Source organism: Rhodobacter sp. Har01, from assembly GCF_020564565.1.
Taxonomy (GTDB): domain Bacteria; phylum Pseudomonadota; class Alphaproteobacteria; order Rhodobacterales; family Rhodobacteraceae; genus Pseudogemmobacter.
In genome coordinates this window covers 70,951-94,018 of the sequence record NZ_JAJCTD010000003.1, presented here as the reverse complement: position 1 = coordinate 94,018, position 23,068 = coordinate 70,951, and the positions used below count along the sequence as shown (strand labels likewise).

Annotated in this window: 27 protein-coding genes and 1 tRNA gene; 10 read left to right on the top strand and 18 right to left on the bottom strand. The window is 68.1% G+C overall.

Annotated features, from left to right (window positions below):
- Positions 1-158: 158 nt before the first annotated feature.
- Positions 159-767: a TetR/AcrR family transcriptional regulator gene (locus LHP98_RS08910; protein WP_227252181.1), complete on the top strand. Its 609-nt coding sequence runs from the start codon at positions 159-161 to the stop codon at positions 765-767.
- Here LHP98_RS08910 and LHP98_RS08905 read toward each other — a convergent pair.
- Genes LHP98_RS08905 through LHP98_RS08895 form a run of 3 tightly spaced genes read right to left on the bottom strand, consistent with a single transcriptional unit; the run spans position 706 to position 2,730 of the window.
- The gene (locus tag LHP98_RS08905) at positions 706-1,470 is read right to left on the bottom strand and encodes an alpha/beta fold hydrolase (protein WP_227252180.1); all 765 of its coding nucleotides are present in this window, start codon (positions 1,468-1,470) and stop codon (positions 706-708) included. The two genes, LHP98_RS08910 and LHP98_RS08905, sit on opposite strands and share 62 nt — an antisense overlap.
- Positions 1,471-1,474: 4 nt before the next feature.
- Complete coding sequence (locus LHP98_RS08900; protein WP_227252179.1) at positions 1,475-1,666, bottom strand: 4-oxalocrotonate tautomerase; 192 nt, start codon at positions 1,664-1,666, stop codon at positions 1,475-1,477.
- 38 nt (positions 1,667-1,704) lie between these two features.
- Positions 1,705-2,730: an LLM class flavin-dependent oxidoreductase gene (locus LHP98_RS08895; RefSeq protein WP_227252178.1), complete on the bottom strand. Its 1,026-nt coding sequence runs from the start codon at positions 2,728-2,730 to the stop codon at positions 1,705-1,707.
- 123 nt (positions 2,731-2,853) lie between these two features.
- On the opposite strand from LHP98_RS08895, the gene lepA reads away from it, so the two are divergent.
- Both lepA and LHP98_RS08885 read left to right on the top strand, forming a co-directional pair.
- Positions 2,854-4,653: a translation elongation factor 4 gene (gene lepA, locus LHP98_RS08890; protein ID WP_227252177.1), complete on the top strand. Its 1,800-nt coding sequence runs from the start codon at positions 2,854-2,856 to the stop codon at positions 4,651-4,653.
- Positions 4,654-4,812: 159 nt separating this feature from the next.
- Positions 4,813-5,499, top strand: coding sequence for a hypothetical protein (locus LHP98_RS08885; RefSeq protein ID WP_227252176.1), 687 nt, complete (start codon positions 4,813-4,815; stop codon positions 5,497-5,499).
- A 212-nt stretch (positions 5,500-5,711) separates the two neighbouring features.
- On the opposite strand, the gene LHP98_RS08880 is transcribed toward LHP98_RS08885, so the two are convergent.
- The 3 genes from LHP98_RS08880 to LHP98_RS08870 all read right to left on the bottom strand — a co-directional run bounded on the left by LHP98_RS08880 (position 5,712) and on the right by LHP98_RS08870 (position 6,577).
- Positions 5,712-5,981 carry a type II toxin-antitoxin system RelE family toxin gene (locus tag LHP98_RS08880; protein WP_227252175.1) on the bottom strand — a complete coding sequence of 90 codons (270 nt, stop codon included), beginning with the start codon at positions 5,979-5,981 and terminating at the stop codon, positions 5,712-5,714.
- On the bottom strand, positions 5,978-6,253 hold the full coding sequence (locus LHP98_RS08875) for a type II toxin-antitoxin system Phd/YefM family antitoxin (RefSeq protein ID WP_227252174.1): 276 nt from the start codon (positions 6,251-6,253) through the stop codon (positions 5,978-5,980). The genes LHP98_RS08880 and LHP98_RS08875 overlap by 4 nt, the downstream gene beginning before the upstream one ends.
- A 123-nt stretch (positions 6,254-6,376) precedes the next feature.
- A complete protein-coding gene (locus tag LHP98_RS08870) occupies positions 6,377-6,577 on the bottom strand; it encodes a hypothetical protein (protein ID WP_227252173.1) in 201 nt (66 codons plus the stop codon).
- Positions 6,578-6,838: 261 nt separating this feature from the next.
- On the opposite strand from LHP98_RS08870, the gene LHP98_RS08865 reads away from it, so the two are divergent.
- Positions 6,839-7,108, top strand: a complete 270-nt coding sequence (locus LHP98_RS08865; protein ID WP_227252172.1) for a hypothetical protein — start codon at positions 6,839-6,841, stop codon at positions 7,106-7,108.
- On the opposite strand, the gene LHP98_RS08860 is transcribed toward LHP98_RS08865, so the two are convergent.
- Positions 7,098-7,274: a hypothetical protein gene (locus LHP98_RS08860; protein WP_227252171.1), complete on the bottom strand. Its 177-nt coding sequence runs from the start codon at positions 7,272-7,274 to the stop codon at positions 7,098-7,100. The genes LHP98_RS08865 and LHP98_RS08860 overlap by 11 nt on opposite strands.
- Positions 7,275-7,323: 49 nt before the next feature.
- On the opposite strand from LHP98_RS08860, the gene LHP98_RS08855 reads away from it, so the two are divergent.
- Both LHP98_RS08855 and LHP98_RS08850 read left to right on the top strand, forming a co-directional pair.
- A complete protein-coding gene (locus LHP98_RS08855) occupies positions 7,324-7,641 on the top strand; it encodes an antibiotic biosynthesis monooxygenase family protein (protein ID WP_227252170.1) in 318 nt (105 codons plus the stop codon).
- A 95-nt stretch (positions 7,642-7,736) separates the two neighbouring features.
- The gene (locus LHP98_RS08850) at positions 7,737-8,369 is read left to right on the top strand and encodes an NYN domain-containing protein (protein WP_227252169.1); all 633 of its coding nucleotides are present in this window, start codon (positions 7,737-7,739) and stop codon (positions 8,367-8,369) included.
- On the opposite strand, the gene uvrB is transcribed toward LHP98_RS08850, so the two are convergent.
- A complete protein-coding gene (gene uvrB, locus LHP98_RS08845; RefSeq protein ID WP_227252168.1) occupies positions 8,366-10,549 on the bottom strand; it encodes an excinuclease ABC subunit UvrB in 2,184 nt (727 codons plus the stop codon). The genes LHP98_RS08850 and uvrB overlap by 4 nt on opposite strands.
- Positions 10,550-11,068: 519 nt before the next feature.
- Here uvrB and LHP98_RS08840 point away from each other — a divergent pair.
- Complete coding sequence (locus LHP98_RS08840; protein ID WP_227252167.1) at positions 11,069-11,380, top strand: ETC complex I subunit; 312 nt, start codon at positions 11,069-11,071, stop codon at positions 11,378-11,380.
- A gap of 6 nt (positions 11,381-11,386) precedes the next feature.
- Here LHP98_RS08840 and LHP98_RS08835 read toward each other — a convergent pair whose 3' ends face one another.
- Both LHP98_RS08835 and LHP98_RS08830 read right to left on the bottom strand, forming a co-directional pair.
- Positions 11,387-12,103: a hypothetical protein gene (locus LHP98_RS08835; RefSeq protein ID WP_227252166.1), complete on the bottom strand. Its 717-nt coding sequence runs from the start codon at positions 12,101-12,103 to the stop codon at positions 11,387-11,389.
- A gap of 152 nt (positions 12,104-12,255) precedes the next feature.
- Entirely contained in the window at positions 12,256-12,513 is a 258-nt protein-coding gene (locus tag LHP98_RS08830) for a hypothetical protein (protein ID WP_227252165.1), read from the bottom strand.
- Between the two features lie 22 nt (positions 12,514-12,535).
- Between LHP98_RS08830 and LHP98_RS08825 the strand changes: the two genes are divergently transcribed.
- Both LHP98_RS08825 and LHP98_RS08820 read left to right on the top strand, forming a co-directional pair.
- Positions 12,536-12,997: a GNAT family N-acetyltransferase gene (locus LHP98_RS08825; protein WP_227252164.1), complete on the top strand. Its 462-nt coding sequence runs from the start codon at positions 12,536-12,538 to the stop codon at positions 12,995-12,997.
- Positions 12,998-13,008: 11 nt separating this feature from the next.
- A tRNA-Arg gene (locus LHP98_RS08820) sits at positions 13,009-13,085 on the top strand.
- Positions 13,086-13,092: 7 nt separating this feature from the next.
- Here the strand turns inward: LHP98_RS08820 and LHP98_RS08815 are convergent.
- From LHP98_RS08815 to LHP98_RS08780, 8 genes are all read right to left on the bottom strand, one after another.
- Entirely contained in the window at positions 13,093-14,337 is a 1,245-nt protein-coding gene (locus tag LHP98_RS08815) for a hypothetical protein (protein WP_227252163.1), read from the bottom strand.
- A 48-nt stretch (positions 14,338-14,385) separates the two neighbouring features.
- Positions 14,386-15,627 (bottom strand): mandelate racemase/muconate lactonizing enzyme family protein, encoded by a 1,242-nt coding sequence (locus tag LHP98_RS08810; protein ID WP_227252162.1) that lies wholly within the window; start codon positions 15,625-15,627, stop codon positions 14,386-14,388.
- Between the two features lie 139 nt (positions 15,628-15,766).
- Complete coding sequence (locus LHP98_RS08805; RefSeq protein ID WP_227252161.1) at positions 15,767-16,984, bottom strand: TCR/Tet family MFS transporter; 1,218 nt, start codon at positions 16,982-16,984, stop codon at positions 15,767-15,769.
- Between the two features lie 30 nt (positions 16,985-17,014).
- Entirely contained in the window at positions 17,015-17,746 is a 732-nt protein-coding gene (locus LHP98_RS08800) for an alpha/beta fold hydrolase (protein ID WP_227252160.1), read from the bottom strand.
- Positions 17,739-18,524 (bottom strand): 3-oxoadipate enol-lactonase, encoded by a 786-nt coding sequence (gene pcaD / locus LHP98_RS08795; RefSeq protein WP_227252159.1) that lies wholly within the window; start codon positions 18,522-18,524, stop codon positions 17,739-17,741. The genes LHP98_RS08800 and pcaD overlap by 8 nt, the downstream gene beginning before the upstream one ends.
- 152 nt (positions 18,525-18,676) lie before the next feature.
- A complete protein-coding gene (locus LHP98_RS08790) occupies positions 18,677-19,639 on the bottom strand; it encodes a threonine/serine dehydratase (protein WP_227252158.1) in 963 nt (320 codons plus the stop codon).
- Positions 19,636-20,460, bottom strand: coding sequence for an alpha/beta fold hydrolase (locus LHP98_RS08785; protein ID WP_227252157.1), 825 nt, complete (start codon positions 20,458-20,460; stop codon positions 19,636-19,638). Before LHP98_RS08785 ends, LHP98_RS08790 begins: the two co-directional genes overlap by 4 nt.
- Positions 20,460-21,134 carry a haloacid dehalogenase type II gene (locus LHP98_RS08780; RefSeq protein WP_227252156.1) on the bottom strand — a complete coding sequence of 225 codons (675 nt, stop codon included), beginning with the start codon at positions 21,132-21,134 and terminating at the stop codon, positions 20,460-20,462. The genes LHP98_RS08785 and LHP98_RS08780 overlap by 1 nt, the downstream gene beginning before the upstream one ends.
- 138 nt (positions 21,135-21,272) lie before the next feature.
- Here LHP98_RS08780 and LHP98_RS08775 point away from each other — a divergent pair, with 138 nt between their 5' ends.
- Positions 21,273-23,063: an ABC transporter transmembrane domain-containing protein gene (locus LHP98_RS08775; RefSeq protein WP_227252155.1), complete on the top strand. Its 1,791-nt coding sequence runs from the start codon at positions 21,273-21,275 to the stop codon at positions 23,061-23,063.
- Positions 23,064-23,068 lie beyond the last annotated feature (5 nt).

Below are 23,068 nucleotides of genomic sequence, written 5' to 3'. Positions count from 1 at the left end.
TTCAATGCTGCACCGCGGCTGGGCAGGGGATTGCCGAAATCCGCAAGGGATGGAAGGCTGGCCCCCGCAAACCACCAGATAGGGGGCGGGATCATGCAGCGCGCGCCAGGCGGCAGACCGGGGCAGAGGGCGCACCTGATTCGCCGCGGTCAACCGCGATGACCCGCGCCGCCCGCCGCGCCCAGATTGCCGCCGCCGCGCTGCGGGTGCTGGCGCGCGACGGGCATGCCCGGCTGACCGCCCGCAAGGTGGCGGCCGAGGCCGGGCTGGCGCTGGGCCACATCACCTACAACTTCGCCGGCATGGACGAGGTGCTGGCCGAGGCTTACCGGCTGGCCTCGAACGACCTGCGCGCCGCGACCGAGGCCGCCCTGTCCGCCGCCGGTGGGCCACAGGACCGGCTGCGGGCGTTCCTGCGGGCCGGCTTTTCCGACCGCTTTCTGGCCCCCGATCACCTGCGGTTGCGGCTGGACCTCTGGGCCGCCGCGCAATGGCACCCCCAGATCGCCGCCACCGAGCGCGCGCTTTACGCGGCCTACCGCGCCGCGCTGCTGGACCTGCTGCCGGGCGGGCCGGAGCCGGCGCGCGACCGGGTGGCCGACACGGTGATGGCCGCCCTTGACGGGCTTTGGGCCGACTATGCCCGCCGCCAGGACGCGGCGGCGCTGGAACGCGGCCTGCAAGGCTGCGAAGACCTGATCCGCCTCAGCCTTGCGCCAGCAGAAAGCGGCGGACATGCGGCAGCACCCGGTCCGTCGCCTCGATGAAGATGGCGTGCTTCAGGCCCGGCAGGATCACCAGCTCGCTGCCCGGCAGCGCCCGGTTGATCTCGGCGTTGAGCCGCGGGTTGCAGCCGCCGTCCAGCTCTCCGGTGATGATCTGCGCCGGGGCCGTCACCCGGTGCAGCCAGGGCGCCATCTCGGTCTCGGCATAGATGTCGAAGACGTTGAGGAACACCTGCGGGTCGGTGTCCATCACCTGCCGCTTGCGCCAATCGATGACATCCGGCCGCGCGGCGCAGAAGGCATCGGTGAACCAGCGCGCGGTCAGCGTGTCCAGCACCGGGCCGATGCCCTGCGCGCGCATCTGGGCCACCACGCCGCGCACCTTGGCGCTGTCGTCGTCGGTGCGGAAGGCGGCGGTGGACCACAGGCCCAGCGACAGCACCCGCTCGGGGTGGCGCAGGGCATAGGCGGGGCCGATCATGCCGCCCAGGCTGTGCCCGGCGAAATGCGCCCGGTCCACCCCCAGCCGGGCGCGCAATTCCTCAAGATCGTCGACCAGATCGTCCAGCCCGAACCGCTCCGCGGGCAGCGGCGAAAGCCCGTGCCCGCGCAGGTCATAGCTGATGCAGGTGAAGCGGTCCTTCAGGCCCGCGACAAGGCTGTCGAAGGTGGCCCGCCGCGCGCCGATGCCGTGAATCAGGAACAGCGCCGGCCCGTCGCCCGCCACCGAATAGGCTGACCGCATGGCCTCAGACCCTGGGGTCGCTGGCCAGCCGCCCGCCGGTGGCCCAGTTCTCGCGCTTCAGGTCCTCGAACACCACGATCACCTGTGCGGGATCGCCGTTGCAGGTCTCGGCCCAGGCGCGGGTGACCGCTTCGGCGCAGGCGCGCTTCTGCTCGACCGTGCGGCCTTCGAACATTTCGATGCGGATGACTGGCATCGCCTTCCCCTTTCCTTGCAGAACTCGAACCCCGCCGCTCAGGCGGCCTTGCGCTTCAGGGCCAAGAGGTGCGGCATCACCTCGGCCCCGAACCGCGCCATCATCTCCAGCGTCTCGTCCTGCGGCTGGCCGAAGATCGAGGTGACAATGACCTCGTCGATGCCCATTTCGGCATAGGCAGCCAGCCGGTCGATCATCTGGTCCTTCTCGCAGATCAGGATGTTCGCGCCCAGCTCTTCGGCCGTCTGGGCCCGGGGCAGCGGCCGGATCACCCCGTGGTCGACGATCCCCGGCCCGCCAAAGACATTGTCGAAGCTCATGTAATAGCGCTGCGCCAGGTCGACCATCCGGCGCCGCTCGGCCTCGGATCGCACCAGAAAGACGCCGCGCTGCAACGACAGCCGGTTGGTCGGCGCCGGGTGCTGCGCCCGGCCGCGGTGAAAGGCGGCGACCTGGCTTTCCAGCACGCCATGCGTGGCCGACAGCGGCGTGGTCTGGACGTGATAGTTCTTCGCCGCCGCCGCCTCGATCCCGGGCGGCGCCATCACCCCCAGCATCAAGGGAATGGGGTCTTCCGGGCGCGGCATCACGGTCAGCGGGTCGAACCGGTACCAGGGGCTGTCCCAGCCCACCTCTGGCCGCGTCAGCAGCGCCTCAAGCAGGGCCAGCGCGTCTTCGAAGCGCGCCTTGGTCTCGTCCATCGGCACGCCGCAGCGCGCCGTCTCATAGCCGAAGGCGCCCTTGCCCACGCCCAGGCTCAGCCGCCCCTCGCACAGCGCCTGGGCCTGGATCACCTCGCCGGCAAAGATGCGCATGTCGCGCAAGGGCAACTGGCAGATCGAGGTCATCAGCGCCAGCCGCCGGGTGTGGGCGGCGATCTTGACCGCCATCTGCAAGGGCGAGGGCACCAGAAGGATGTTGACAAGGTGGTGCTCCGGGATCGCCACGCCCCGGTATCCGCAGGCCTCGGCCTGCACCGCCTGCGCCACGGTGTCCGCATAAAGCTGCTTGCCGCCCTTGGCCGGGTCCAGCAGATGCGTCGACAGGAAATGCACACAGTCCATCGCGGCCCCCCCCGCTGCGGGATATCCGATATCCTGTACATACGTACCAGATGCGTCAAGCGTCCACTGACCCGCCACCTGGCCCCTTCCTTGCCCTTGCAGGGCAGGCTATATGCCCTTCCCATGACCGAACTTTCCCTTATCCGCAATTTCTCGATCGTGGCGCACATCGACCACGGCAAATCCACCCTGGCCGACCGGCTGATCCAGACCACGGGCACCGTCGCGCAACGCGACATGAAGGCCCAGATGCTGGACTCGATGGATATCGAGAGGGAACGCGGCATCACCATCAAGGCCAACACCGTGCGGCTGGAATACCCGGCCCGCGACGGCAAGACCTATGTGCTGAACCTGATCGACACCCCCGGCCACGTCGACTTTGCCTACGAAGTGTCGCGCTCGATGCGCGCCGTCGAAGGCTCGCTTCTGGTGGTCGATGCCTCCCAGGGGGTCGAGGCACAGACCCTGGCCAACGTCTACCAGGCCCTCGACGCGGGGCACGAAATCGTGCCGGTGCTGAACAAGATCGACCTCCCCGCCGCCGAGCCCGAGCGGGTGAAGGCCAACATCGAGGACGTGATCGGCCTTGACGCCAGCGACGCCATCGCCATCTCGGCCAAGACCGGCCTCGGCATCCCCGAGGTGCTTGAGGCCATCGTCACCCGCCTGCCGGCGCCGAAGGGCGACCGCGAGGCGCCGCTGAAGGCGATGCTGGTGGACAGCTGGTATGACGCCTACCTGGGCGTCGTGGTGATGATCCGCGTCATCGACGGCGTCATCCGCAAGGGCGACCGCATCCGCATGATGGCGACCAACGCCACCTACGGCATCGACAAGCTGGCGGTCCTTCGCCCGCAAATGGTGGACTGGCCCGAACTGGGCCCGGGCGAGATCGGCGTGCTGACCGCCAGCATCAAGCAGGTCCGCGACACCCGCGTCGGCGACACCATCACCCACGAGCGCCGCCCCTGCGCCCAGGCGCTGCCGGGCTTCAAGCCCTCGGTCCCGGTGGTGTTCTGCGGCCTGTTCCCGGTCGACGCCGCCGACTTCGAATCCCTCCGCGACGCCATCGAGAAGCTGGCCCTCAACGACGCCTCCTTCACCGCCGAGATGGAAACCTCGGCCGCGCTGGGCTTCGGCTTCCGCTGCGGCTTCCTGGGCCTGCTGCACCTTGAGGTCATCCGTGAACGGCTGGAACGCGAGTTCGACCTTGACCTGATCACCACCGCGCCCTCGGTCGTCTACCACCTGCACATGAAGGACGGGACGATGCGCGAGTTGCACAACCCCGCCGACATGCCCGACGTCACCTACATCGACCATATCGAGGAACCGCGGATCAAGGCGACCATCATGGTCCCCGACGAATACCTCGGCGACATCCTGAAACTCTGCCAGGACCGCCGCGGCATCCAGCTGAACCTCACCTACGCCGGCCCCCGCGCCATGGTCGAATACGACCTGCCGCTGAACGAGGTGGTGTTCGACTTCTACGACCGGCTGAAATCGGTGACCAAAGGCTATGCGTCCTTCGACTACACCCTGACCGACTACCGCGAAGACAACCTCGTCCGCATGTCGATCCTCGTCAACGCCGAGCCGGTGGACGCCCTGTCCATGCTGGTCCACCGCGACCGCGCCGAGGCCCGCGGCCGGATGATGTGCGAAAAGCTCAAGGAACTGATCCCCCGCCACATGTTCCAGATCCCCATCCAGGCCGCCATCGGCGCCAAGGTGATCGCGCGCGAAACGATTTCGGCGATGCGCAAGGACGTGACGGCGAAGTGCTATGGCGGGGACGCCACGCGGAAGCGCAAGCTGCTGGACAAGCAGAAAGAGGGCAAGAAACGGATGCGCCAGTTCGGGAAAGTGGAAATCCCGCAGACGGCGTTCATCTCGGCGTTGAAGATGGATGGGTGAGGGACAGCTAGTCGGATGGGAAGGGCGCGAAAGTTCTTTCACAATTTGAACGAGTTTACGAAATGGTCTTCTCTCGCTAGGGTCGGTGGGTCTGGAGTATCCCGCGCTACCGTTCTTGCGCCATTTATTGGCTACCTAATTATATACAATCATTTCTTCTTGGACTTCTTCGGACTGAATCAATTATCGAATCCTTCGATGGATGTCCAAGGATGGTGGGATAGTGTTGAACAGAAGCGCTTGCATTTCTTGTATTTTGGACTCCTTGTCTTTGGATTGGGTTCTTTTCTGTTTCTGCTCTTTTGCCCAACACAGGTGTCGCGGTTTTCAACAGCCCAAAGGATGATTGAGGAATCCGAAAAGACCCAGACGAAAGCACTGACTGTCGCAGCCCTCGATAGGGTCATCGCGCGTTTCAATGTGAGTTTGCAGGGTGAGAGCTCGTCGCCATTTTTCAACGGGGATTCATTGAGTTTCCCGGCCTCGCTGCAGGAGTCTTTCCATGAGTTTATTAGTGAAATCTTCGAAAGCCGGTCACCTAATGTCATAGAGGAAGAATTTGAGGCCGAAGCTGCTGGTCACTTCTACACCGGTTCAGGATACGTCAATTCAGAGGCTGTGATTGATGTAATTTCTTCGCGTCGAAGAGTGGAGCGGGCTCTATGGGAGGAACTTCTCGACATTGCTTACAAGGCAAAGACGAGAGACATTCTTTACTTGGATTTCACAGCAAGCGATTACTCGCGCGTGATCCAACGCTATCTATGCGCCTTTCTTCTTGCCTTCGGAGGCGTTCTGCTTGTGGTCCCTACCGTAATAACTTCAGTTGAGATTCTGTTTATATAGCTGAGGCTGTCAATTCTTCGGTCGGTGCAACCGAAGCGTTCAGCTTTCGTGTAGTGGGTACCAACCCGCAAGAATCGGCAGAGGCCACCAAATCGGTTCTGGACCAGCGCAGCGCCCGGCCCGGCGGGGTGGGCGAGTAGCGCCCGCCCCGTGGGGGGCGGGTCGGGCGCTGCCCGGCGTGCCGCCGGGCTGAACCGAGTCCTTTGCGGCGCTCACAAGCCGCGATACGCCCCGCCCCTCGGCGCCACCGTCACCACCAGCACCAGCAGCCGGCCGTCCTCGATCACATAGACGATCCGCCAATCCCCCACCCGAACCCGCCACTGGTCCACCTCGCCCACCAGCTTCAGGCAGCCGTCCGGGCGCGGGTTCTCGGCCAGAAGGTCGATGGCGCGTTTCAGGCGCAGGGCCAGCCGGGCATCCCTGACCGCCCGCAACTGCTTTTCCGCCTTGGGGGCGTAGTCGATGCTGTAGCGCGTCATTCCGACTTGAAGCCCGCCTCAAGTTCGGCCCACAGCTTTTCGTGGCTGATGGCCGTCGACGGGTCGGCCAGGTATTCCGCATAGGCCGCCTGGCCCATCTTCGCCAGTTCGGCGTCTTCCAGGGCCTCGTAATAGGCCATGGCCTCGACCGAGATCATCACCGCCACCGGCTTGCCGTGCTTGGTGATGGTCACGTCCTCATGCCCGTGCTGCACGCGGCCCAGCAGGTCAGCCAGGCCTTCGCGGGCTTCGGAGACGGTGACTTCGATCATGGTTTTGTCCGTTTCGTACAAAAGTGACGTTTCTGAAGATACGTCACTTTTGTCCGAAAATCAAGTCGCCGGCCACGGGGGCGCAAGCCCCACCGCTCTGGCCGGCGGCAAGACGTCCGGGTCTTACTTGCAGACGCCGAGGTCGTCGCAGAACACGCCCGCGGCGCCGCCGATCACGGCGCCGGTGACGGCGCTGCCTCCGGTGACGTCGGCGATCACCGCGCCGCCGGCGGCGCCGGCCAGGCCGCGCTCGGTGTCAGTGGTCAGGCAGCCCGACAGAGCCAGGGCGGCGGGGATCAGCAGAAGAAGCGGTTTGAGGGTCATCGGGGAAACTCCGGTTCAAGGGTTGACCGCGCAAGCCTGCACCGCGGCGCCGCGCCCCGCACTGCCACAAGTTGGTGTTGGCGCCCGGTGCGCGGGAATCCGCCGCCGATCCGGGGGCAATCCGTTGCGGCCGTCTGGCAGCGTCAGGCGCAAGGCCATACGTCTGCCAGACCTCAGCCAGTCGCCGCGCAGACCCGGGCGCCGATTAACGCCCTGTTAACCACGGCCTGCCATCCTGCCGGCATGAAGCGGCTTATCCCCTTGATTTTCCTTGCGGCCTGCGGTGCGCAGCCGACCCCCACGATGTTCGGCGCGCAGCGCACCGATGTCACCCGTTCGGGCCGGCACTATGTCGTTTACCAGAAGGGCAACGCGGTCGAGGTCATCCGCCTGGGCTACGCCCACCGCGGCGAGCACCAGCAGATCCGCGCCGACATGATTGCGCTGATTCCCCAGGTGACCGGCTGCAAGCTGCGCGAGACCTCGCTGCAGGGCGACAGCGGCGAGATGCGGGGCCTGCTCACCTGCTGACCAGCAGCACCCAGCCGGCATAGGCGCCAGCGGCGGCGAACAGCGCCCCCCAGCCGGGGCTGCCGGTGGCGAATTCCACCAGACCCCAGCCCAACGGCACCAGGGTGACCGACCAGCGAACCCAAGTCTTTGCAAAGAAAGGGTCTTTGGGGTCGATTAGGGGCATGATTTCTGCGCGCTCCCGTGGCAGGATGGGGCAAAAGGAGGCCCACACCATGCCGCAGATTTCCAAGGATTTTCAAGGCCAGACCGTCATCACCACCTTCGACACCACGCCAGCGATGGCCTTCGACCTGATGGAGGCGCTGGAGGCTGCCTATGCCGAATGCATCTCGAAGCAGCCCGGCTTCATTGCCGCAGGCCTGCACATGAACGACGCCCGCACCCGCGTGTGCAACTATTCGCAGTGGCAGCGGCGCGAGGATTTCCAGGCCATGCTGCGCACCCCCGAGATGCGCGAGCGCAACCGCCACATCAACGAGCTGAGCAAGAGCTATGAGCCGGTGATGTACGAGGTTGTCGCCGCGTTCTGATGGAAACCCGCATCAAGACAGAGTATTGGCATAGGCGTGCCGGTCCGCCGCTTCGCGGATGTCGCCACGCCACTGCTCTGGTATACTGAACGCACATGCGCCTGGTCTACTTCGCCCTCTTCATCCTGGCCTTCGTGGTGATCACGATCGTGGTCCTTGACCCGAAGGCAACGCCGGCTGTGCTGGCTGTGCTGGCTGCGGTGGCCAGTTTCGTGATGGCGCTGCGATCCGCGCGCGGCCCGGCGACCCAGACGCCAAGGCAAGAGCCGAAGCGCCGCCCGGGCCGGGGCAAGCGGCCGCCGCCGCGCTGGATCGTGGTGGACGGCTCGAACGTGCTGTTCTGGAACCCCGAGGGGCCTTCGCTTCTGACGGTGGCGCAGGTGCTTCGGGCGCTTGAGGCGCAAGGGTTCCAGCCGGTGGTCTGGTTCGACGCCAACATCGGCTACAAGATCGGCAACGGCTGGATCGGCCCGCAAGAGCTGTCCAAGGACCTGGGCCTGCCACAGAAACAGGTGCTGGTGGCCGCCAGCGGCCAGCCGGCCGACCCGCTGGTTCTGGCCGAGGCCCGCAAGCGCCGGGCTTCGGTGGTGACGAACGACCGCTTCCGCGACTGGGTGCCGACTCACCCCGAGGTGTTGCGGCCGGGCTTTCTGATCCGTGGCAGCTATGGTCCCGACGGGCCCATGCTGAAGGACCTGGCTCTGGTGCCGAAGGACGACGCCGCCTAGCGACGCCCCCGCCGTTTCACGCCGCCGCGCTGGCCGGCGCGGCCGGCGTTGGACCGGCCCGAGGATTTCACCGCCATCTCCGCGGCTTCCTCGACTGCGGCCTGGCGGGCAAGGGGGTCGTCGGCGACCGCCAGTTCCACCGCTTCCAGCCGCCTGACCTCATCGCGCAGGCGGGCGGCTTCCTCGAACTCAAGGTTCTCGGCGGCCTTGCGCATGGCGGTACGCAGCGCGTCCAGGTGGGCGGCCAGGTTCTGGCCGACCTGGGCCTTTTCCACCTTGGCGGTGACGCGGGCCATGTCGGTGTCGCCCTGCCAGAGGCCGGCCAGCACGTCCTCGACGTTCTTGCGGATCGTCTGCGGGGTGATGCCGTGCAGGGTGTTGTAGGCCCTTTGCTTTTCGCGCCGGCGGTCGGTTTCGGCCATGGCGCGTTCCATGCTGCCGGTGATGCGGTCGGCATAAAGGATCACCCGGCCCTCGGCGTTGCGCGCGGCCCGGCCGATGGTCTGGATCAGACTGGTTTCCGACCGCAGGAAGCCTTCCTTGTCGGCGTCGAGGATGGCGACCAGCCCGCATTCGGGGATGTCCAGCCCTTCGCGCAACAGGTTGATACCGACCAGCACGTCGAAGGCCCCCAGCCGCAGGTCGCGCAGGATCTCGATGCGTTCGATGGTGTCGATGTCGCTGTGCATGTAGCGCACGCGGATGCCCTGTTCGTGCAGGTATTCGGTCAGGTCTTCCGCCATGCGCTTGGTCAGGGTGGTGACCAGCGTGCGCAGGCCCTTGGCCGCCACACGGCGCACCTCGTCCAGCAGATCGTCGACCTGCATCTCGACGGGCCTGATTTCGACCTGCGGGTCGATCAGGCCGGTCGGGCGGATGACCTGTTCGGTGAAGACGCCGCCGGTCTGTTCCAGTTCCCACGCTGCCGGGGTGGCGGAGACGAACACCGATTGCGGCCGCATCGCATCCCATTCCTCGAACTTGAGCGGGCGGTTGTCCATGCAAGAGGGCAGGCGGAAGCCGTGTTCGGCCAGGGTGAACTTGCGGCGGAAGTCGCCCTTGTACATGCCGCCGATCTGCGGCACCGAGACGTGGCTTTCGTCGGCAAAGACAATGGCATTGTCGGGGATGAATTCGAACAGCGTCGGCGGCGGTTCCCCGGGGGCGCGGCCCGTCAGCCAGCGCGAATAGTTCTCGATCCCGGCGCAGCTGCCGGTGGCCTCCATCATTTCCAGATCGAACTGGGTGCGCTGCTCAAGCCGCTGCGCCTCAAGCAATTTGCCCTCGCCGGTCAGTTGCTTGAGGCGGTGGAACAGCTCGTCCTTGATGCCCTTGATGGCCTGGGCCAGGGTCGGGCGGGGGGTGACGTAGTGGGAATTCGCGTAGATGCGGATCTGCCGGAAGGTGTCGGTCTTGGCCCCGGTCAGCGGGTCGAATTCGACGATGCTTTCCAGTTCCTCGCCAAAGAAGGAAAACCGCCAGGCGCGGTCCTCCAGGTGGGCGGGCCAGACCTCAAGGCTGTCGCCCCGCACCCGGAACGAGCCGCGCTGAAAGCTGCCCTCAAGCCGCCGGTATTGCTGGGTAACCAGTTCCCCGATCACCTTGCGCTGGTCATAGGTCTGGCCGACGATCAGGTCCTGCGTCATCGCCGAATAGGTCTCGACCGAGCCGATACCGTAGATGCACGACACTGAGGCGACGATGATCACATCGTCACGCTCGAGCAGCGCCCGGGTGGCCGAGTGGCGCATCCGGTCGATCTGTTCGTTGATCTGGGATTCCTTCTCGATATAGGTGTCGGTGCGGGCGACATAGGCCTCGGGCTGGTAGTAGTCGTAATACGACACGAAGTATTCGACCGCGTTGTCGGGGAAGAAGCCCTTGAATTCGCCATACAATTGGGCTGCGAGGGTCTTGTTCGGCGCCAGGATGATGGCGGGGCGCTGGGTTTCCTCGATCACCTTGGCCATGGTGAAGGTCTTGCCGGTGCCGGTGGCGCCCAACAGCACCTGGTCACGCTCGCCGGCCTGAATGCCTGCCGTCAACTCGGCAATCGCGGTGGGCTGGTCGCCGGCGGGCTGGAACGGCGTCTGCAGGACAAAGCTGCGCCCGCCCTCCAGCTTGGGCTTGGTCAGCACGTCGGGGCGCGGCGCGAGGGCATTGGCGTTGTTGTGGGGCATTGGGGTGATTCCCTAGGTCCTACAGATTTGATCCGTTTTTGTTCCGGTTCAAGCACTGGAACGCGCCAAGGCGCAGGCCTGCCGTCCGGCCCCGTTGCAGCCGGCGGGCCTGCGGCCCGGGTGCCCCTTGTGCAAACCGGCCCGGGGCGGCCCTCGGGCCGGCCGGCGCCCGGGAGCCCGGCTGGCCGAAACCGCGGGGCGGATCCGGGACCGGCGCCGAAGATACAGCCTTCGGTTGCAGTCCCCTTGATGAAGACTTAACGCATCTTCTGCAATTTTAGCGAAAATCATCGTCAAAGGCGCATCTTTCGGTTGTGCGACCGGAAATCTTGCGGCATGTTGATCGGGCAAGCAGCACACTAGGCTGTCGGCCGGTCGCACCCCACACCCCACCCACACTCCCCGTGACCGGCCGACAGCACCTTCCATGTCCTCCGATGCCACCTCGCGCAGGATACGTGCCGCTTGCGCTTTCCCTCGCCTTGCGGGACAAACGGCCCAAGTGACGGAGGGATATTCATGCGTGCCCGCATCTACCAGCCGGCCAGGACGGCCATGCAGTCCGGAACCGCCAAGGCCAAGGGCTGGGTGCTGGAATTCGCGCAAGGCAGCGCGCGCGAAGTTGATCCGCTGATGGGATGGACCTCATCCACCGACACCCAGACCCAGGTCAAGCTGCGATTCGAAACGCGCGAGGCGGCACTGGCCTATGCGGCGCAAAAAGGCGTCGAGGCCGAGGTGGTCGAGCCGAAGGCGCGCAAGGCCAACATCCGGCCGCGCGGCTATGGCGAGAACTTCGCGACCGAGCGCAAGGGCGCCTGGACGCACTGAGCCTGCCTATCTTGCGGTGCCGCCGGCCAGCGTCAGGCTGCCGATCATGGTCTCGTCCCCGACCTTGAAGATCAGCTCAGCCTGCGGTGTGCCGCCATGGTTCGGGGTTCGGATCAGCAGGCCGTCCTTCACCTCGTAGGTGCCGGCGGTGGTGCTTTCGCTGCTTGTCGCATAGCCGCCGGTCAGATCGCCGCTGCCGTTCATCAGATTGCCGAAGGCGCCGCCGCTGGCGTCCTGGGTCCGACGACCGTCGGACGAGAACGCGGTGTAGGTCGAGGCAAAGGCGCCGCGCTCGCCGCTGCTGCCGGGGGTGCAGCCGGAAGAGAAGACGCTGGACAGCGCGCCGTCGATCCGGGTGCCGTCGGACAGCGGTTCGCCCTTGTCCAGCCGGGCCTGCCGGTCGAACGCGGCAAGGCCTGCGGGCGGTGTGCCGTCATGGAACAGGCAATCGGGCCAGAAGCTCAGCAAGCGATGCGCCCACTGCATCTGCATCATGCCGTCAAGGCCCAGGGCCCAGGGGATGGAACACCCCGAGAAAAGGCCCTGCACACTGCCCGGCCGCGGCGCCGGCATCAGCGGTGCGGCGCCTTCGCTGACAAGGGCCGCGGCGTCCGGCATCGCCACGACGTCGCGCTGAAACATGGCCAGCGAGGCGGCGGCCTGCGCCTCGTCCGGGGCGCCGGCCCGGACGGCAATCTGCTCGATGCGGCCGACAAGTCGCACCGCCAGCAGCCGGCCATTGACGGCGTGAACGCGGGCGGGATCAGCCCCCCTCCGCTTGGCGTCTTGTCATCGTCGATGAAGCGGGTGACCTGGCTGAACAGGCACCTGTCAAGCCGACCCTGACCGCGGTAGCCGGGGGTGATGAACATGCGTCAGTCCTTGCATTCGTCGTTCGGCCGGTCCGAGAGCATCTGCGTGCCGCCGTCCTGAACCGCGCCCAGTGCCCATCCGGCAGGCGGGGCAAAGACGATGTTGCCGTGCTGGCGCGTCTCGGCGGCGGCGGGCGGCGCCGTCGGCATGGGCCAGGGCGATGCGCATGGCGCGACGGTTCCAGGCCGCAGTCCGGCTGGCACGTCGGCTTCTCCGGCATCGGCCGAGGGGGGCTTGCGGGCAGCACGTCGCTTGGTCATTGAAGGGCGCAAGGAGACGCCGATGCCGACCATTGCCGAAGAGCCCCCGCTGACGCCGGACCTGGAGCTGCTGTTCCAGCGCCACACCGCCGACATGCACGCCGACACGCCGCCGGAATCGATCCACATGATGGACAAGGCCGCGCTGGCCGCGCCCGGCATCCGCTTTTTCGTGATGCGCGACGGCGGCCGTCCGGTGGCCATGGGCGCCTTCAAGCGGATCGACGCGGGCCACGCCGAGATCAAGTCGATGCACGTCCTGGCCGAGGACCGCGGCCGCGGCCTGTCGCGCGCCATGCTCGACCATCTGCTGGCCGAGGCCGCCCGCGACGGCTATGCCCGGTTGTCGCTGGAAACCGGTGTGCAGCCCACCTTCGTTGCCGCCCGCGCGCTGTATGCCCGGGCGGGGTTCGTGGAATGCGGGCCGTTCGAGGGCTATTGGGACGATCCGAATTCGGTTTTCATGACGAAAACCCTTCGCTAGAAACGTCGCAAGGTCCCGTAGCTCAGCTGGATAGAGCAGCTGCCTTCTAAGCAGCGGGTCGAGGGTTCGAGTCCTTCCGGGGCCGCCACTTTCTGTCAGAGAAGCAGGTCCACCGGCGGCGCGGGTGTCGACAGGATTTCGGCCGCCCCGAAGCCGCGGGCGATGGCGATGGTTCCGGCCTGCTGCACCCCGGTGAAGGTGATGGAGCCGCCGGCGAATCGGAGGATCATCCGGTCTGCGTCGCGCTCAACGGTAAATCCCTTGGGATCGGAGCCGCCATCGGGCCGGGCGGCAAGTTGCACCAGCACATCGGTGCCCGCGCCGATGGCCACCACGTCTTTCCCATCGCCTTGGCCGTAGTGCAGGGCGACGGTGCGGCCTTCGACCCGGATGAGGTCATCGCCCGCCCCACCCGCAACCCCGATCATCAGCGCGCCGGAGACGGCGATCACGTCATTGCCCCCGCCGCCGTCCACGTCGGCCGTGTTGGCGGCGGCGGCGGCGGCGGCAAGGCGGGTGGCGGTGTCGGCGTAAAGCGTGGCGGCGGCCTGAGCGGCGGCGATGGGGGTGCCGTCGGCGGTTTCCGTCAGCCTGCGGGCCGCGCTGCCGCCAAGGCTGGCGGTCAGGGTGATGACGTCATCCCCCGCGCCGCCGGCAACGCCAAGGGCGATGTCTGTGGTGATGGCGGCCACATCGTTGCCCGCGCCAAGATCGGCGAAGATCATCTGCGTCTGCGCGGCCAGCACGTCATTCCCGCCGCCCAACTCGATGGACCGCACGATGCGGGCGGCGATGGCAAGCGCGTCGTTGCCCTGCGCTTCGCGGTCGATATCGCGGTCGGCGCGCGAATCGGGGCGGTCGGTGGAGATGGTGCCAACGCGATCGGCCTGAACGGTCAGCGCGTCGGCCCCGCCGCCGGTATCGATCTGCGCGATGCGGTCTGCCGCGATGGCCAGCCGGTTATCGCCGCGCGTGGCCTGTAGGGTCAGCCCGTCCTTGCCCGTGGCGATGGTCAGGACGTTGGGCCGGACGGTGGCATCAATTCCCAGCTTTTCCATTGCCTTGAGGTATTGGTTCATCCGGTTGATCTGGCGGATAACCTCTGCCTCCGGCGCCTTTCGCGCCTGGGCCAGCGCCTTTTCGGAGGCCTTGGTGCGGGCCAGCATGGCTGCATTCTGTTCGGCTTCGGTGCCCACTTCGGCGCGGTAGGCCTTGAGTATGCCCGCGGCATCCTTGGCGGGCGCAGCGGGGCCAAGGATGGCAACCGCCGCGACAGAGCCGCCCGGCCCGGTCTGGGCCAGCAGCGTGGTCGTGCGAATTGAAAGGCCCGTTGGCAGCATGGTGCGCCCCTTTTGGGTCCATGCTGCGCGCAGTCCCTTGCGATCCGGTTACGCCGGGGCCTTGGCGGGCGCGCCGCCTTCGAAGCGGTTGCCGTGGCGGTGGTCGCAGGGCGCCTCTTGCATCTGCAGGTGCAGGCCGGTGCCGGTGTAGGGGTGGGCGCGGGCCAGGTCTTCGTCGAAGTCGATGCCCAGGCCCGGCGCCTCGGGCGGCAGGATGTAGCCGTCTTCCCATGTCAGGCTGTTGCGGATCAGCGCCAGGTGGAAGGCGCCGCCGGTCTGGATGGTCTCGGCGATGAGAAGGTTGGGGATCGACACCGAGAGGTGGATGTTGGCGGCCCATTCCACCGGTCCGGCGTAAAGATGCGGGGCCATCTCGGCATTGAAGACCTCGGCGATGGCGGCCAGCTTGCGGCCTTCGAGGATGCCGCCGAGGCGGCCGAGGGCGGGTTGCAGGATTTTCACTCCGCCGGCCCGCAGCAGCATGCCGAATTCGGTCTTGGTGGTCAGCCGCTCTCCGGTGGCAAGCGGGATGCGGACGGCCCGCGCCACCTCGGCGAATTCCAGCAGGTTGTCGGGCGGGATGGGTTCTTCGTACCAGAGCGGGTTGTAGGGTTCCAGTTCGCGCCCGAGGCGGATGGCGCCGGCGGTGGTGAACTGGCCATGGGTGCCGAACAGAAGGTCGGCGCGGTCGCCCACCGCTTCGCGGATGGCCCGGCAGAAGGCAACGCTGCGCGAGATGTCGGACATTGCGGGCTGGTGGCCGCCGCGGATGGTGTAGGGGCCGGCGGGGTCGAACTTGACGGCGGTGAAGCCCTGGGCGACGGCCTTTGCGGCGGCCTCGGCCTGCCAGTCCGGGTTGACCCAGAATTCGGCCTGGTCCTGGCCCGGCTCGGGGTAGAGGTAGGTGTAGCTGCGCACGCGATCGTTCATCCGGCCGCCGAGCAGCGCCCAGACCGGGCGGTTGCGGGCCTTGCCGAGGATGTCCCAACAGGCGATTTCCAGGCCGGAGAAGGCGCCCATGACGGTGGGGTCGGGGCGCTGGGTGAAGCCTGAGGAATAGACCCGGCGATACATCAGTTCGATGTTTTCGGCGGAAGTGCCGCGCATGTGGCGGTCGAAGACGTCTTCGATCACCGCCTGCATGGCCTTGGGGCCGACGGTCGAGGCATAGCATTCGCCGTAGCCCACGATGCCGTCGTCGGTGGTGATCTTCGGAAAGATCCAGTAGCGGCCGCCCCAGCCGGGTGCGGGCGGGGCGACGGTGAAAATCTCGAGGTCCTTGAGTTTCATCGGCATGCCTCTGGCTGGCGACGGGCCGGGGGTTTCACACCCCCGGGCCCCCGTGGAGTATTTCCTAGTGGGCAAGCCTAAGGGCCGGGCGGGCCGGGGGCCGGTTCCTTTGCGACCTTGGGGTGGCGGAAACGGGCGGTCAGGCGGCGATGGGGCGCGGGCGGGCCGCGAGACTGAGGAGCGCGAGGCAGCCGATCATCAGGGCAGCCGACAGGAGGAAGGGCGCACCGGGGGCGTGCAGGGGGGCGTCTGCCCTGGTGAAATGGGCGAAGGTGGTGGTCATCAGCAGGGGCGAGACCATGGTGGCGATGGCGTTCAGGCTGGAGAGGACTCCGTGGATTTCACCTTGCGCGTCGGCGGGGGCGGCGCGCGAGGCCAGCGCCTGAAGCGAGGGGGTGACGGTGCCGCCCAGGGCGGTGACCGGGATGATGGCCAGCGCGATTGCGGGCGAGGTGACCAGGCCAAGGGCGGTGAGGGTGACGATGTCGACCGCCATGCCGAACTGGGCCGCGCGGTGTTCGCCGAAGCGGCGGATCACCGGGCCGACGATCACCGCCTGGCCGAGCGCAAAGCTGACGCCGTAAAGCGCCAGCGAGACGCCGACCATGCTGGAGGACCAGCCGAATTGGGCCTGGCCGTAGAAGTTCCACACCGTCGGGTAGACGTTCATCGCGATGGCCAGGATCAGCCAGCAGGTCAGCGTGACACCCACCCCGGGCAGGCGGCCGACCGAGCGCAGCGCGCCCAGGGGGTTGGCGCGGGACCAGCGGAACGGGCGGCGGGTGGCGTCGGTCACCGTCTCGGGCAGGGTGAACCAGCCCAGCGCCAGGTTTCCTGCGGCCATTGCCGCGGCGGCGAAGAACGGCGCGCGGGTGTCGATGCCGGCCAGCCCGGCGCCGATCAGCGGGCCGATCACGAAGCCCACGCCGAAGCAGGCGCCGATCAGGCCGAAACGGGCGCCGCGTTGTTCCGGCGGGGTGATGTCCGAGATGAAGGCGGTGGCGGTAGAGTAGGTGGCGGCGGTGATGCCGGCGACGATGCGGGCGCCGAGGAGGAGCCAGATCGTGCCCGCGGTGGCCATGACCAGGTAGTCGACCGACATCACCGCCAGGGACACGAGCAGCACCGGACGGCGGCCGAAGCGGTCGGACAGCGCGCCCAGGATCGGGCCGAACAGGAACTGCATCACCGCAAAGGCGGTGCCAAGGGTGCCGGCCCAGAGGGCGGCGTCCGACAGGGACAGGCCCGTCACCTCGCGCAGGAGGTCAGGCATCACCGGGAAGATGATGCCGATGCCGATGGCGTCCAGCGCCACGGTGATCAGGATGAAGGTCAGCGCAAGGCGCGGGTTCGGCATCGGGGGGCCCTTTGGTCGGCGCGGACCATATCAGGCCGGGCTGGCGCCGAAAGCCCCTTGCGCGATGCGGTCAAGGATTTCCGCCAGCGCCCGGGGGGCGGCGAAGAACGGCGAATGCGAGGTGGGCAGGGTGAAGCGGTTCCCGGGCGGGACGCTTTGCGCCATCACCGCCTGATACTCGGGCGGGATGGCGCGGTCTTCGCTGCAGCGGATGTAGAAACGGGGCAGCGACTGCGACCGCTTGGTCAGGGTGAGCGGGGTTTCCTGCGGCCGCAGCGGTTCGGGGCACAGGTGGTGTGCGGCCAGCGCCCGGTCTTCGGGCGGGCAGTCGTGGTAGAACAGCGCTTCGGTCTGGGCCGGGTCGAAGGCAAAGGCGCTGCGGTCGGCGCTGACGCGGATCGCCGGGGCCAGCGGCTGGCGCGGGCCGGCGCGGCGCATCTCGGCCAGCGACTGGCCCGAGGCCGGGGCATAGGCGCAGAGGTAGAGCAGACCGGCAATGCGGGCGGGGTCGCGCTCGGCCGCGGCGGTGATCGCGTAGCCGCCGGCGGAATGGCCGACCACCAGGGCCGGGCGCGGCAGGGCGTCCAGGATCGCCTGCGCATAGTTGTCCAGCGTGGCCTGCGCGGCAGGGGTGCGGTCGTTGCCATGCGCCGGCAGGTCGATGGCGCGGGCGCTGTGGCCCAGGGCCGCCAGTGCCGGGATCACCCGGTGCCAGCACCAGGCGCCGTGGCAAGAGCCGTGGATCAGCAGGATCTCAGTCATGGCCAATCTCCGTCAGGAAGGTGCGCAGGGCGGTGGCATAGGCCTCGGGCTGTTCGGCAAAGGGCAGGTGACCGGCGCCGCGGATCAGCTGGAAGCGGCTGCCGGGGATCAGGTCTGCCGTTTCACGCACCAGATCGGGCGGGGTCGAGCCGTCGTTGGCCCCGGCGAGGGCCAGGGTGGGCAGGCGCAGGGTGGCGGTGGTCTGGTAGAAGTCGGTGCCGGCAATGGCGGCGGCGCAGCCCATCCAGCCCTGCACCGGGCAGGCCAAGAGCATGTCGCGCAGCCGCGGCATGGCCGGGGTATCGCGCCACTTGCGGCCGAACCAGCGCTCCATCGTGGCCTCGGCAATGGCGGCAAGGCCGCCGTCGCGGACGCTGGCGATGCGGGCCTGCCATTGTTCGGCCGTGCCGATGCGGGCGGCGGTGTTCGACAGCACCATCCCGCGGACCAGATCGCTGCGCTTGACGGCCAGCCCTTGGGCGACAAGGCCGCCGATGGACAGGCCGACGACCACGGCGCCCTTCAGGCCGAAATGATCCATCAGCCGCTCGGCATCGCGGATCAGGGTGCCCATGGCATAGGGCGCCGGGGGCACGTCGCTGGCGCCATGGCCGCGGGCATCGAAGCGCAGGATGCGATGGGCGGGCAGGCAAGCGATGATGTCATCCCAGATCGACAGATCGGTGCCCAGGGCGTTGACGAAGACCAGCGGCGGCGCGCCCTCGGGGCCGTCAAGGCGGGCATTCAGGCGCAGGTCGGGCAGAAAGACCGGGGGCATGTTCGGAAACCTCAAGCACAGGAGCCAGAGAAACATATTGGGGGCCAGGAAATGTTCCGGTTTGGCGAAACGCCGACCCCGGGAACCGGAATTCGAAGTCGAATTCCGTCCCCGATTTCCGACTTCGGAAATCGTTTCTTGACGGCGGCCATCTAGCACCCGAAGCGGTCGAGTGCCGCGCGAAACACCTGCGGGTCGACGTTGCCACCCGAGACGGTGCAGATGACGGTCTCGGGCAGGTCGTCGGCGTGCAGTGCCGCCGCCAGCGCCACCGCGCCGCCGGGTTCGGCGACAAGGCGCAGATGAGAGAACGCCAGCGCGACGGCGCGCAGGGCCTGATCGTCGGTGACCGCCAGGCCGGGGCCGGCCAGGCGCCGCAGGATCGGAAAGGTCAGCGCACCGGGCGTGGGCGTCAGGATCGCGTCGCAGACCGATCCGGTGGCGGCGAGGTTGCGCAGCCGCTGACCGGCGGCCAGCGAGCGGGCCATGTCGTCGAAACCCGCGGGTTCGGCCGTGCGGACGCGCAGGCCGGGCGCGCGCACTTCAAGCGCCGTGGCGATGCCGGCGGCCAGGCCTCCGCCGCCGCAGCAGACCAGCACTTCGGCGACGTCGATGCCGGCCTCGGCGGCCTGGGCGGCGATCTCAAGGCCCACCGTGCCTTGCCCGGCGATCACCTCGGGGTGGTCATAGGGCGGCACCAGCGCAAGCCCGCGTTCGGCGGCGATCCGCGCCGCCAGCGCGTCGCGGTCGTCGCAGGCACGGTCATAGAGCACCACCTCGGCGCCATAGGCGCGGGTGCGCTCGATCTTCACCGGCGGCGCGTCGGACGGCATCACGATCACCGCCGTCACCCCATGCGCCGCCGCCGCCCAGGCCACACCCTGGGCATGGTTGCCCGATGACATGGCAAGCACGCCCCTGGCGCCGGCCGGCAGGGTCGAGACCGCCGCCCAGCCGCCGCGGGCCTTGAAGCTGCCGGTCACCTGCAGGCATTCCGCCTTGACGAAGATGCGCCGCCCGGCCAGCCGGTCGAGCAAAGGCGCGTTCAGCAGCGGCGTCACCCGGACATGCCCGCGCATCCGGGCGGCGGCGGCCTGTATGGCCTCGGGGGTCATCGCATCGCCTCGAGCCAGCGTTGCAGCACGGCGACGGCAGCGGGTTCGTCCAGAAACGGCACATGCGCGCGGCCGGGCACATCGGCGAAGATCAGGTCGGGGCGCATCGCCTGCATCCGCGCCACCGTCCCGGGCGACAGCAGGTCGGAATTCGCGCCGCGGATCAGGGCGACCGGCAGGCCCGCCGTTGCCGCCCAGAGCGGCCAGAGGTCGGCGGGCGGGCCGTCGAAGGCGGCGAGGAAGGCCTCGCGCAGGGCCGGGTCATAGCGCAACTCCAGCCCGCGGTCGCTTTCGCGGTAAAGCCGCGCGGCGAAGGCTGCCCATTGCACCGCCGGCACGCCGTCGAACCCGGGCGAGGTGGCGGGCAGCCGCTCGGCCATCTCGGCCAGCGTCTTCGCGGCGGGGCGGCGGCCGAGGTAATCCTTGATGCGGTCAAGGCCCGGGCGGTTGATCTCCGGCCCGACGTCGTTGAGGCAAAGGCCCAGCAGGCGATGCCTTGCGGTGGCGGCAAGGACCATCCCGATCAGCCCGCCGCGAGAGGTGCCCAGCACGGCCGCCTGCGCCAATCCGAGGTGGTCAAGCAGCGCCAGCGCATCCGCCGCCTCTTGCGGAACGGAATAGCTCGCGGCCCCGGTCCAGGCGCTGTCGCCGCGGCCGCGATAGTCCATCCGGATCACCCGGCAACCGGCCAGCGCCGGCAGGGCATCGTCGAAATCGGCCATGGTGCGGGTCAGGCCGGCCAGGCACAGCACCGGCAAGCCGTCGCCCTGGTCGCGGTAGGCGAGCCGGGCCCCGTCGGTGGCGGCAAAGACGCCGGGCATCACAGCCCCCCGAGCTGGGTCAGGTCGCGGACCACATGGGCGGGGCCGTGCGGCAGGCGGTCCATCGGCAGGCCGGCGCGGTTCACCCAGACCGCGGTGAAGCCGAACCGCGCGGCCCCGGCCACGTCCCAGCCGTTCGACGAGACGAACAGGACGTCGCGCGGGTTTGCGCCCAGGCGGGCGGGAATCAGGGCATAGGTGCGGGCGTCGGGCTTGTAGACCCCGACCTCTTCGACGCTGATCACGGCCTCGAACAGGCCTTCCAGGCCGGCGGAGGCCACCGCCTCGGCCAGCATCGGCGGCGCGCCATTCGACAGGATGGCCAGCCGCTTGCCCTGTGCCCGAAGCTGCGCCAGAACGCCGGCGGCTTCGGGATAGGCGGGCAGGCGGCGGTAAAGGTCCAGCAGCAGTGGCCGCAACGGACCGGCCGCCGCGCCCAGGCCTGCGGCCTCGAGCGCCCAGTCCAGCGCGTCGGCGGTCACTTCGGCGAAATCGGCATGCGCGCCCATGATCGCCCGCAGCCAGGAATATTCCAGCTGTTTCCGGCGCCAGTCCTCGGCTAGCCGCGGCCAGACCTCGGCCAGCCGCGGCGCGCTGACGGCGGCCTGACGGGCGGCACCGGCCACGTCGAACAGCGTGCCATAGGCATCGAAGACGATCACGGATTTCGGCATGAACCCTCCTCTGACCCCGACACTTGCACGGCGCGACGGGCGACGGAAGGGGGGCAAGGTGGCAGGGAAGGCTTGCCCCCCGGACCGGCGCCGACTAAACCCCGGAACGCCGCAGGACCGAAGACCCGAAGGGACGACATGGCCCGACAGCCGAAAACAGCCCCGACCGAAGACCGCCCGACCTCGCGCCGGGTCGCTGCGCTATCGGGGCTTGTCCCGTTTCTGCGGCCCTATCGCGCGCTGACCCTGGCCGCGCTGGCGGCCCTGGTGCTGACGGCGGGGATCAGCCTGGTCCTGCCACTGGCCGTGCGCCGGGTGGTTGACGGCTTCAACTCGAACAACGTGGCGATGCTGGACGAATACTTCGGCGCCTTTCTTCTGATCGCCGCGCTTTTGGCTCTGGGCACCGGCCTGCGCTACTATCTGGTCACCCGGCTGGGCGAGCGCGTGGTGGCCGACATTCGCCGTGCCACCTTCGACAAGGTCACCTCGCTGAGCCCGGCCTTCTTCGAGCGCGTGCTGACCGGCGAGGTGCTGAGCCGCATCACCACCGACACCACGCTGATCCTGTCGGTGATCGGTTCGTCGATCTCGGTTGCCCTGCGCAACCTGCTCTTGTTGCTGGGCGGGCTGGCCCTGCTGATGCTGACCTCGGCCAAGCTGACCGGGCTGGTGCTGCTGATCGTTCCCGCCGTGGTGGTGCCGATCATCATTCTCGGGCGCCGCCTGCGGTCGCTGTCGCGCGAAAGCCAGGACTGGATCGCGTCCTCCTCGGGGTCGGCCTCGGAAGCGCTGAGCGCCATCCAGACGGTGCAGTCCTACACCCACGAAGGCCAGACCCGCGCCACCTTTGCCGAGGTCACCGAGAAGAGCTTCGAGGCCAACCGCCGCCGCATCGGCACCCGGGCGGTGATGACGGTGATCGTGATCTTCCTGGTCTTCACCGGCATCGTCGGCGTCCTGTGGGTTGGCGCGCGCGATGTGCGGGCGGGCGAAATGTCGATCGGCGAGTTGATCCAGTTCGTGATCTACGCCGTTCTGGTCGCCGGCGCCGTGGGGGCATTGTCGGAAATCTGGGGCGAGTTGCAGCGGGCCTCGGGCGCGACCGAGCGCCTGGTCGAGATACTGAACACCAGGGACAGCGTGCTGGACCCGGTGGCGCCGCGGCAACTGCCGCGCCCGGTGCGCGGCGAGATCGGCTTCGAGGCCGTGACCTTCCGCTACCCGGCGCGGCCCGAGGTTTCGGCCCTGAACGGGGTGACGCTGACCGTCCGGCCCGGCGAGACGGTGGCGCTGGTCGGGCCTTCGGGCGCGGGCAAGTCCACCATCCTGCAACTGCTGCAACGGTTCTATGATCCGCAGGCCGGCCGCATCACCCTGGACGGCATCGACCTGCGCGACCTGGCCCGCGCCGACTTTCGCCGCGCGATGGCACTGGTGCCGCAGGACCCGGTGATCTTCGCGGCCTCGGCGCGCGAGAACATCCGCTTCGGCCGCCCCGAGGCCGGCGACGCCGAGGTCGAGGCCGCCGCCCGCGCCGCCGCCGCGCATGACTTTCTGACGGCGCTGCCGCAGGGCTATGACACCTTCCTGGGCGAACGCGGCGTCATGCTGTCGGGCGGCCAGAAGCAGCGCGTGGCGATCGCCCGCGCCATCCTGCGCGACGCGCCGGTGCTGCTGCTGGACGAGGCGACCAGCGCGCTGGACGCCGAATCGGAACGCGCCGTGCAAGAGGCGGTCGAGCATCTGTCGCAGGGCCGCACCACGCTGGTGGTGGCGCACCGGCTGGCGACGGTGAAGCGGGCCGACCGGATCGTGGTGTTCGAAGACGGCCGCATCGCCGCGCAAGGCACCCATGACGAACTGGTGGCCGAAGGCGGACTTTACGCCCGCCTCGCCCGTTTGCAGTTCACCGACGGCGCGCTCTAGGCGGA

Coding starts and splice junctions, on each gene's coding strand:
- LHP98_RS08910 (WP_227252181.1), top strand. CDS start 159: ATGACCCGCGCCGCCCGCCGCGCCCAGATTGCCGCCGCCGCGCTGCGG.
- LHP98_RS08905 (WP_227252180.1), bottom strand. CDS start 1,470: ATGCGGTCAGCCTATTCGGTGGCGGGCGACGGGCCGGCGCTGTTCCTG.
- LHP98_RS08900 (WP_227252179.1), bottom strand. CDS start 1,666: ATGCCAGTCATCCGCATCGAAATGTTCGAAGGCCGCACGGTCGAGCAG.
- LHP98_RS08895 (WP_227252178.1), bottom strand. CDS start 2,730: ATGGACTGTGTGCATTTCCTGTCGACGCATCTGCTGGACCCGGCCAAG.
- lepA (WP_227252177.1), top strand. CDS start 2,854: ATGACCGAACTTTCCCTTATCCGCAATTTCTCGATCGTGGCGCACATC.
- LHP98_RS08880 (WP_227252175.1), bottom strand. CDS start 5,981: ATGACGCGCTACAGCATCGACTACGCCCCCAAGGCGGAAAAGCAGTTG.
- LHP98_RS08875 (WP_227252174.1), bottom strand. CDS start 6,253: ATGATCGAAGTCACCGTCTCCGAAGCCCGCGAAGGCCTGGCTGACCTG.
- LHP98_RS08870 (WP_227252173.1), bottom strand. CDS start 6,577: ATGACCCTCAAACCGCTTCTTCTGCTGATCCCCGCCGCCCTGGCTCTG.
- LHP98_RS08860 (WP_227252171.1), bottom strand. CDS start 7,274: ATGCCCCTAATCGACCCCAAAGACCCTTTCTTTGCAAAGACTTGGGTT.
- LHP98_RS08855 (WP_227252170.1), top strand. CDS start 7,324: ATGCCGCAGATTTCCAAGGATTTTCAAGGCCAGACCGTCATCACCACC.
- LHP98_RS08850 (WP_227252169.1), top strand. CDS start 7,737: ATGCGCCTGGTCTACTTCGCCCTCTTCATCCTGGCCTTCGTGGTGATC.
- uvrB (WP_227252168.1), bottom strand. CDS start 10,549: ATGCCCCACAACAACGCCAATGCCCTCGCGCCGCGCCCCGACGTGCTG.
- LHP98_RS08840 (WP_227252167.1), top strand. CDS start 11,069: ATGCGTGCCCGCATCTACCAGCCGGCCAGGACGGCCATGCAGTCCGGA.
- LHP98_RS08830 (WP_227252165.1), bottom strand. CDS start 12,513: ATGACCAAGCGACGTGCTGCCCGCAAGCCCCCCTCGGCCGATGCCGGA.
- LHP98_RS08825 (WP_227252164.1), top strand. CDS start 12,536: ATGCCGACCATTGCCGAAGAGCCCCCGCTGACGCCGGACCTGGAGCTG.
- LHP98_RS08815 (WP_227252163.1), bottom strand. CDS start 14,337: ATGCTGCCAACGGGCCTTTCAATTCGCACGACCACGCTGCTGGCCCAG.
- LHP98_RS08810 (WP_227252162.1), bottom strand. CDS start 15,627: ATGAAACTCAAGGACCTCGAGATTTTCACCGTCGCCCCGCCCGCACCC.
- LHP98_RS08805 (WP_227252161.1), bottom strand. CDS start 16,984: ATGCCGAACCCGCGCCTTGCGCTGACCTTCATCCTGATCACCGTGGCG.
- LHP98_RS08800 (WP_227252160.1), bottom strand. CDS start 17,746: ATGACTGAGATCCTGCTGATCCACGGCTCTTGCCACGGCGCCTGGTGC.
- pcaD (WP_227252159.1), bottom strand. CDS start 18,524: ATGCCCCCGGTCTTTCTGCCCGACCTGCGCCTGAATGCCCGCCTTGAC.
- LHP98_RS08790 (WP_227252158.1), bottom strand. CDS start 19,639: ATGACCCCCGAGGCCATACAGGCCGCCGCCGCCCGGATGCGCGGGCAT.
- LHP98_RS08785 (WP_227252157.1), bottom strand. CDS start 20,460: ATGCCCGGCGTCTTTGCCGCCACCGACGGGGCCCGGCTCGCCTACCGC.
- LHP98_RS08780 (WP_227252156.1), bottom strand. CDS start 21,134: ATGCCGAAATCCGTGATCGTCTTCGATGCCTATGGCACGCTGTTCGAC.
- LHP98_RS08775 (WP_227252155.1), top strand. CDS start 21,273: ATGGCCCGACAGCCGAAAACAGCCCCGACCGAAGACCGCCCGACCTCG.